General features: G+C 70.9%; 8 protein-coding genes. 3 read left to right on the top strand and 5 right to left on the bottom strand.

The window, feature by feature from the left end; all coding sequences use genetic code 11:
- Together ASG00_RS15815 and ASG00_RS09405 are read left to right on the top strand one after the other, a co-directional pair.
- On the top strand, positions 1-412 hold a 412-nt coding region (locus ASG00_RS15815; RefSeq protein WP_200930899.1), incomplete at its 5' end, for an SDR family NAD(P)-dependent oxidoreductase.
- Positions 413-437: 25 nt separating this feature from the next.
- Positions 438-1,328, top strand: a complete 891-nt coding sequence (locus tag ASG00_RS09405) for a LysR family transcriptional regulator (protein WP_056208918.1) — start codon at positions 438-440, stop codon at positions 1,326-1,328.
- Positions 1,329-1,370: 42 nt separating this feature from the next.
- On the opposite strand, the gene ASG00_RS09400 is transcribed toward ASG00_RS09405, so the two are convergent.
- Positions 1,371-1,931: an HIT family protein gene (locus ASG00_RS09400; protein WP_045248061.1), complete on the bottom strand. Its 561-nt coding sequence runs from the start codon at positions 1,929-1,931 to the stop codon at positions 1,371-1,373.
- Complete coding sequence (gene thrS / locus ASG00_RS09395; RefSeq protein ID WP_056208916.1) at positions 1,928-3,934, bottom strand: threonine--tRNA ligase; 2,007 nt, start codon at positions 3,932-3,934, stop codon at positions 1,928-1,930. Before thrS ends, ASG00_RS09400 begins: the two co-directional genes overlap by 4 nt.
- 189 nt (positions 3,935-4,123) lie before the next feature.
- Here thrS and ASG00_RS09390 point away from each other — a divergent pair, with 189 nt between their 5' ends.
- On the top strand, positions 4,124-5,272 hold the full coding sequence (locus ASG00_RS09390) for an SLC13 family permease (protein ID WP_056208912.1): 1,149 nt from the start codon (positions 4,124-4,126) through the stop codon (positions 5,270-5,272).
- Positions 5,273-5,276: 4 nt separating this feature from the next.
- On the opposite strand, the gene ASG00_RS09385 is transcribed toward ASG00_RS09390, so the two are convergent.
- From ASG00_RS09385 to ASG00_RS14540, 3 genes are all read right to left on the bottom strand, one after another.
- Positions 5,277-5,945 carry a DNA alkylation repair protein gene (locus ASG00_RS09385; RefSeq protein WP_056208909.1) on the bottom strand — a complete coding sequence of 223 codons (669 nt, stop codon included), beginning with the start codon at positions 5,943-5,945 and terminating at the stop codon, positions 5,277-5,279.
- Positions 5,942-6,451, bottom strand: coding sequence for a glycine cleavage system protein R (locus ASG00_RS09380; RefSeq protein ID WP_056208906.1), 510 nt, complete (start codon positions 6,449-6,451; stop codon positions 5,942-5,944). Before ASG00_RS09380 ends, ASG00_RS09385 begins: the two co-directional genes overlap by 4 nt.
- Before the next feature lie 9 nt (positions 6,452-6,460).
- Positions 6,461-6,968 (bottom strand): GNAT family N-acetyltransferase (locus ASG00_RS14540; RefSeq protein WP_162238384.1); only part of this gene is annotated, 508 nt, incomplete at its 5' end.

The following is a 6,968-nucleotide window of genomic DNA, read 5'->3' as shown; positions in this document are numbered from 1 at the left end:
CCTCTCCGGGGTGTTCTTCTCGCTCCGTCACGAGATCCCGGCGCTGCTCGCTCGGGGCGGCGGCTCGATCGTCAACATCGCCTCGGTGGCCGGAGTCATCGCCGACCCGGGGATGTCCCCCTATGCGGCGGCCAAGCACGGCGTCGTCGGCCTGACGCGCGCGGCGGCGCTCGACTACGCCCGCGAGGGTGTGCGGGTGAACGCGGTCGCGCCGGGCCTCGTGCGCACGCCGATGATCGACGGATGGCTCGCGGACCCCGCCATGCGCGAGACCGTGCTGTCGTACTCGCCCCAGGGACGGGTGTCGGAGCCGGAGGAGATCGCGAACCTCGTGCTCTTCCTCGCCTCCGACGCGTCGCCGTTCATCAACGGCAGCGTGTACACGATCGACGGCGGCCAGACGGCCCACTGATCGCCGGAGGCGAGAGGATGGACGCGTGCAGCTGCGTCAGTTGGAGTACTTCCTCGCGGTCGCCGATGCCGAGAGCATCAGTGCGGCGGCCGAGCGGCTGCACGTCGTCCAGTCCGGCGTCTCGAGCGCGATCCGCTCGTTGGAGCGCGAGCTCGGGTCACCGCTGTTCGATCGTGGCCCGCGCGGGGTGCGGCTGAACGCGGCCGGGCACGCGCTGGTGCCGCTCGCGCGACAGACCCTCGCCGACGCCGCGCAGGCCGCGGCCGCAGTCGACGAGGTGCGGCGCGGGTTGCGCGGCACCGTGACGATCGGCGCACTGCCGGTGCTCGGACTCATCGACCTCACATCGGCGATCGCCGAGTTCCGCGGTCGCCACCCGCACGTGAGCGTGCGGCTCGTGGTCGCGGGCTCCCACGAGCTGGTGCGCGCGATCGATCACGGCGAGGTCGACTTCGCCCTCCTCTCCCCCGTCGGCGCGACGCCCGACGAGGTGCGGCTCGAGCCGGTCGCCTCGGCATCGTTCGTCGCGTTGTCCCCGCTCGGCGCCGCCTCGGGGGCGGATGTCGCGACCCTCCCCGAGCTCGCGGCGTCGCCGTTCATCGACGCCCCGCGCGGGTTCGGCACCCGCGACCTCATCGACGAGGTGTTCGCCCGGGCGGGCCTGCGGCGCGACATCGGCGTGGAGGCACCGGATGCCGCGGCGATCCCCGTGCTCGTCGCGAAGGGCGCGGGGGTCGCGATCGTCCCCGACTTCGTCGCAGGGCTCGGAGACGTGGGCGATGCCCTCGCGGTGCGACCGCTCGACCCGCCCCTGCCCGCGTGGACGCTCTTCCTCGGCACAGCCGTGCACACGACGCCGTCGCGCGCGGCCGCGGCGTTCATGGCGATGCTGCGCGCCGTCTGCCGCGGCGGGTGAGGCGCGGCGTCCGCTCTCTCGAGAGAGAGAGAGAGGACGCGGTCAGGCCGGCCAGGCGTCGGCGAGCGACTGGCGCACCTCGCCGAGCAGCTGCGGCAGGGCCTTCGTCTTCGCGATGATCGGGAAGAAGTTCGCGTCGGTCGCCCAGCGCGGCACGACGTGCTGGTGCAGGTGGGCGGCGACGCCCGCGCCGGCGACCTCGCCCTGGTTCATGCCGATGTTGAAGCCGTGGCAGCGTGCGGTCTCACGCAGCGTGCGCATCGCTGTCTGCGTCAGGCGGGAGATCTCGTCGATCTCCTCTGCGGTGGCCTCGTCGTAGAGACCGACATGGCGGTAGGGGCACACCAGCAGGTGTCCTGAGTTGTACGGGAAGAGGTTCAGCAGCACGTAGGCGTGCACACCCCGGTGCACGATCAGGGCGTCCTCGTCGCTCATCGACGGCGCGGCGCAGAACGGGCAGTCGTGCTTCAGCGGCTCGGGGCCTGCCTGGATGTACGCCATCCGGTGCGGGGTCCACAGGCGCTGGAACTCGTCCGGCACACCGGGCAGATCGGATGCCGCGACCAGCGCGTCATCCGATCCGCCCGCGTGCGACGAGGTCATACGAGCTGATCCGCCGTGTCGACGAGCGTGTGCTGCGCGATGGCGCGCAGGACGAGGGCGATCGCATCGTCGACGGGGACTCCGTTGGTCTGCGACCCGTCGCGGAAGCGGAACGAGACCGTGCCCGCGGCGCGGTCCAGCTCCCCCGCGATCAGCTGCAGCGGCACCTTCTGGGTGGTGTGCGTGCGGATCTTCTTCTGCATGCGGTCGTCGGAGTGGTCGACCTCCGCGCGCACGCCCGCCTCACGCAGGCGGCCGACGATCTCGTCGAGGTACGGCGCGTACTCCTCGGCGACCGGGATGCCGACGACCTGCACCGGGGAGAGCCACAACGGGAACGCGCCGGCGTAGTGCTCGAGCAGGATCGCGAAGAACCGCTCGATCGAGCCGAACAGTGCACGGTGGATCATGATGGGGCGGTGACGCTCGCCGTCCGAGCCGGTGTACTCCAGCTCGAAGCGCTCGGGCAGGTTCGGGTCGACCTGCACGGTCGACAGCTGCCAGGTGCGCCCGATCGCGTCACGGGTCTTCAGGTCGATCTTCGGGCCGTAGAACGCCGCCTCGCCGGGCACCTCAGTGAGCTTCAGTCCGCTCGCCAGGGCGACATTGCGCAGTGCGTTCGTGGAGTACTCCCAGAACTCGTCCGACCCGATCCACTTCGACTTCTCGTCGTCGCGCATCGACAGTTCGAGCTCGAAGTCGTCGAGACCGAAGTCCCGCAGCATGGAGATGACGAACTCGAGCACCTTCGTCGCCTCACCCTCGAGCTGCTCGGGGGTCACGAACAGGTGCGAGTCGTCCTGGGTGAAGCCGCGGACGCGCGTGAGGCCGTGGAGGGCGCCCGAGAGTTCGTTGCGGTAGACCGTGCCGTTCTCGGCGAGCCGCATCGGCAGGTCGCGGTAGCTGCGGCCGCGCTCCTTGTAGATGAGGATGTGCATCGGGCAGTTCATCGGCTTCAGGTAGTACTCCTGGCCGGCCTTGGTGATGGTGCCGTCGGCGTCGCGCTCCTCGTCCATCGTGATGGGCGGGAACATGCCGTCCCGGTAGGTCACGAGGTGGTTCGAGGTCAGGAAGAGGTCTTCCTTCGAGATGTGCGGGGTGTACACGTAGGTGTAGCCGGCTGCGACGTGGCGACGGCGGGCGTGCTGCTCCATCTCCCCGCGGACGATGCCGCCCTTCGGATGCCAGACACTCAGCCCCGAGCCGATCTCGTCGGGGAACGAGAAGAGGTCGAGCTCCTTGCCGAGCTTGCGGTGATCGCGCTTGGCGGCCTCCTCGAGGCGCTGCTGGTAGGCGCGCAGTTCGTCCTTCGTCGCCCACGCGGTGCCGTAGATGCGCTGCAGCTGCGGGTTCTTCTCGCTGCCGCGCCAATAGGCGCCCGCGATGCGCTGCAGGTCCCAGCCGTTGCCGATCGTGCGGGTGTTGGGCACGTGAGGTCCGCGGCACAGGTCTTTCCAGACGGTCTCGCCGTCGCGGTTGACGTTGTCGTAGATCGTCAGCTCGCCGGCTCCGACCTCGACCGAGGCGCCCTCGGCGGCCTCCTTCGTGCCGCCCTTGAGGCCGATCAGTTCGAGCTTGAACGGTTCGTCAGCGAGCTCGGCGCGCGCCTCGTCGTCGCTGACCACGCGGCGCACGAAGCGCTGGCCCTCGCGGACGATGCGCTCCATCTCCTTCTTGATGGCCTTCACGTCATCGGGGGTGAACGGCGCATCCGTGCCGAAGTCGTAGTAGAAGCCGTCGGTGATCGGCGGGCCGATGCCGAGGTTCGTCTGCGGCTTGATGCGCTGCACCGCCTGGGCGAGCACATGCGCGGTCGAGTGTCGCAGGATCGCCAGGCCGTCGGCGCTGTCGATCGTGACCGGCTCTACGGAGTCTGCGGCGGTCACGACCGTCGCGAGGTCCTTCAGCTCGCCGTTGACGCGCAGCGCCACGACGGATCGGTCGGGGAAGAGGGCGAAGCCGTCGGCGGGGTACTCGACGACAGCGGGTAGGGCATCAGACACAGGGAAATCTCCAGAGGATCGCTCGGTTCCAGGCTACTCAGCTTCGGGGCGCACGCGCGCCGCCGCCCGCTCAGGCGCCGAGCGTTCGCGTCGCCGTCGCGCGCACGACGACGGTCGTGAGCGGGCGAGGGCGGATGTCCATGCCGCGAGCCTACCGTTCCCAGGTTCGTTGGGGAGCAGGATGGGAGCGTGAAACTCGCGGGCGTCGGCGCCGTGCTCCTCCTGCTGTCGGCGATTGCCGTGGCGATCGGCGTGCTGCCCGCCGCGAACGCCCTCGCCATCGGCGACCGCGTGTGGCCCATCCTGCTGTTCGTCGTGGCGGTGACGGTCGTCGCCGAGCTCGCCGCGGCCGCGGGCGTCTTCGACGCCGCGGGGCACCTGCTCGTGCGCCTCAGCCGCGGCCACACGCTGCGGCTGTGGTTCAGCGTCGCGCTGCTGGCGATCCTCGCGACCTCCTTCCTCTCCCTCGACACCACCGCCGTGCTGCTCACGCCTGTCGTGGTCGCCGTCGCGCGGCGGGCGGGGCTGTCGCCGCTGCCATTCGCGTTCGCGACCGTGTGGCTCGCCAACACGGCGTCACTGGCGCTGCCGGTCTCGAACCTCACCAATCTGCTCGCCGCAGACCGGCTCGCGGGCGGCGACCCGCTGCAGTTCCTCGCGCTCATGTGGGCGCCCGCGCTCATCGCGATCCTCGTCACTGTCGCGGCGCTGCTGCTGTTCCACCGCCGTCAATTGCGCGGGCGGTTCGAGACGCCGGTCGCCCCCCGAATCGACGATGCCCCCCTGCTCATCGTGAGCGCGGCCGTCGTCGTGGTCATGATGCCGCTCCTCGTGTCGGGTCTCGCACCGTGGATCCCGGCCCTCGGAGCCGCTGTGGTCTTGACGATCGTGTTCGCTGTGCGCTCCCCCGCCGCGCTGCGCCCCTCTCTCCTCCCGTGGCAGCTCGTCCTGTTCGCCGCCGGGCTGTTCCTCGCCGTCGGCGCGCTGGAGGCGCTCGGCGGCGCCGCCGTCATCGGAGCGGTGGCGGGAGCGGGCGACGATCTGCTCGAACTCTGGCGGGTCGCGGCATCCGCCCTTGTCGGCGCGAATCTCATCGACAACCTGCCCGCCTACCTCGCGCTCGAGCAGGTCGCTCACACACCGGCGCGCCTGGGCGCGGTGCTCGTCGGGGTGAACGCCGGCCCGCTGATCACGCCCTGGGCCTCCCTTGCGACGCTGCTCTGGCACGCCCGGCTGCGGTCGCTCGAGGTGCAGATCTCGTGGCGCACCTACATGCTGCGCGGGTGCCTCGTGGCCCCGCTGGTGGTCGCCCTCGCGACCGTGCCGCTCGCGTTCTGACGCCTCAGAGGTGCCTCAGGGCCTCGCGGCGACTGAGCGGACTGAGCGGATGCGCCTCGACGTATGCGCGTACCCAGTCGGGTGCGACGCGCGCGTGGTCCCGCAGCGCCCAGCCGATCGCTTTGCGCACGAAGAACTCGGTGTCGGCGATGTTGGGGCGGATCGCATCGTCGAGCAGCGTCTCGTCGAGTGCGGTGCCGCGACCGAGCTGCGAGATGATCGCGATGCGTCGCAGCCACATGTCGTCATCGCCGGCCCAGGCGCGCACGAGGCGCGCCGTCTCGCGCGGTCGCACCTCGAGCTGGTCGGCGACACGGTGGGCGAGCTCGTCCACGAGGTCCCACCACTGCCCCTCGCGCACATATCGCTCGATGGTCCCCGGCAGGGAGGGGTCGTCCTGTTGCGGCCTGAGGGCGAGGATCGCGAGGGCGGCGTAGCGCTCCTCACGCACCTCGGCGCCGCTCCACAGTGCCTCGGCGGCCGCGCCCAGGGTCGCGGCATCCGTCACACCCTTCGCGCGCTGCCGGGTGAGTCGTCGCACCTCCGGCACCGGCACACCGCGGAACGGCATCGCCGATTTCATGTACGCCTGCTGGGCGGCGGCGCGAGCGGGGTCGGCGCGCGCTCGCAGATCGGCTCGGACGCCCTCGACGATCTGCGCCGACGCGGTCATGACGCGTCGAATGTGAGATCGACCTGGATCTCCCCCGCGAGCTGCTCGAGCGCCGCCGTCGCGTCGTCGGCGACGGCAGCGGATGCCGCGTGCGCGGCGATACTCGCCTCGAACAGCGTCCCTCCGGCCATCGGCGCATCGAACACGCGACTCGTGAACGCGTCGATCGTGAGGCCGCGCACGCTGAGCGCGCGGGTGACGTCGTTCACGATGCCGGGACGATCGTTGCCCAGCACGGTGAAGGTGAGACGCGACCCGGCGGGGTCGGGAGCGTGTGTCGTGAGGTGCACCGACACCCGCAGTGCGGGAAGGTCGGCCAGGGCCGTCGTGAGGGCGTCGACCGCGTCATCGGCCACCTCGACGAGCACGATCCCGGCGAACGCGCCCGCGAGCTCGGCGAGTTCGCTGCGCTGCCAGTTGCCGCCATAGGCGGCGACGGTGTGTGCGAGGGACTGGACGATGCCGGGGCGGTCGTCGCCGACGACGGTGAGCACGAGCTGAGCCATGCGCCGAGCCTAGGGTGCGGACGGTGCGGCTGTCAGGGGCTCCCAGAAGTGTCGTGTCCACACGCGTACGTGGAGGCGGACTCCGCGGTACTCCGAGTCGCGTTCGTCCAGGGCGGTGAACCCCGCAGCGCGGCACACACCGTTCGAAGCGTCGTTCTCGATCGAGGGGAAGGCGACGATGAGCGACCGCGGCGCCGCGATCGTCGGGGCCATCTTGACGAGTGCCCGCAGCGCCGCCCCGGCGTATCCGTTGCCCTGCCACGGCGGGAGCACGTGCCAGCCCGCTTCGTACACCGGCGCGCCGTCGAGGTCGCTCGGCCAGAAGCCGATACCTCCGATCGCGGTGCCCTCCCGCTCGATCGCGAACATCCACGCTTCCCCCGCCGCGGTGAGGCGCAGATACTTCGCGTGTCGCGCCCGGACCTCGTCGTCGGTCTCGGGGCCGCCGAGGTACACGGTCATCTCGGGGGTATTCGCGGCGATCAGGACGGGCAGGTGGTCATCGCGCCAGGGGGTG

Origin of the sequence: Microbacterium sp. Leaf351 (genome assembly GCF_001423825.1) — a bacterium.
GTDB lineage: Bacteria > Actinomycetota > Actinomycetes > Actinomycetales > Microbacteriaceae > Microbacterium > Microbacterium ginsengisoli.
Note: the sequence above shows the minus strand (reverse complement) of the source record. Positions and strands in the feature narration are given on the sequence as shown.

Bases quoted from the DNA above. Each gene is read 5' to 3' on its own strand.
- ASG00_RS09380 (WP_056208906.1), bottom strand. From the start codon at position 6,451: ATGGCTCAGCTCGTGCTCACCGTCGTCGGCGACGACCGCCCCGGCATC.
- ASG00_RS09400 (WP_045248061.1), bottom strand. From the start codon at position 1,931: ATGACCTCGTCGCACGCGGGCGGATCGGATGACGCGCTGGTCGCGGCA.
- ASG00_RS09385 (WP_056208909.1), bottom strand. From the start codon at position 5,945: ATGACCGCGTCGGCGCAGATCGTCGAGGGCGTCCGAGCCGATCTGCGA.